1 protein-coding gene is annotated in these 369 nt (G+C 67.8%); it reads left to right on the top strand.

Features of this window, described 5'->3' with window-relative positions:
* Positions 1–127 precede the first annotated feature (127 nt).
* The coding region (locus HC028_RS26875; RefSeq protein ID WP_168080235.1) for a helix-turn-helix domain-containing protein at positions 128–369 on the top strand (242 nt) is incomplete at its 3' end.

Here is a 369-nt window from a genome sequence, read left to right as displayed (position 1 = left end):
GCCGGGGGTGAAGCGGACTCTCCCGCGTAGCGGGACAGGGAAAGCCGATCCGCCGCCAAGGCGGATAGGCGTCGGGACTTCCGGGTGCGTGAGTGTCTTGTCGTACGCCTGTGGCACGGTTTCCGGTGTGCAGCTGCGTTACAACTTCCGCGTCTACCCGACACCCGGCCAGTGTGAGGCACTGGCGCGGGCGTTCGGGTGCGCGCGGGTGGTGTTCAACGACGGGCTGCACGCACGGCAGACCGCCCGCGAGGCCGGCCTGCCATACGTCTCGGACGCCGAGTTGTCCAAGCAGGTCATCACGCAAGCCAAACAGAGCCCGGATCGGGCCTGGCTGGGCGAAGTTTCAGCGGTCGTCTTGCAGCAGGC

It is taken from the genome of Planosporangium flavigriseum (genome assembly GCF_011947225.1).
Classification (GTDB): domain Bacteria; phylum Actinomycetota; class Actinomycetes; order Mycobacteriales; family Micromonosporaceae; genus Planosporangium; species Planosporangium flavigriseum.
The sequence above is the reverse complement of the archived record's forward strand: the minus strand, read 5'-3'. Positions and strand labels throughout refer to the sequence as shown.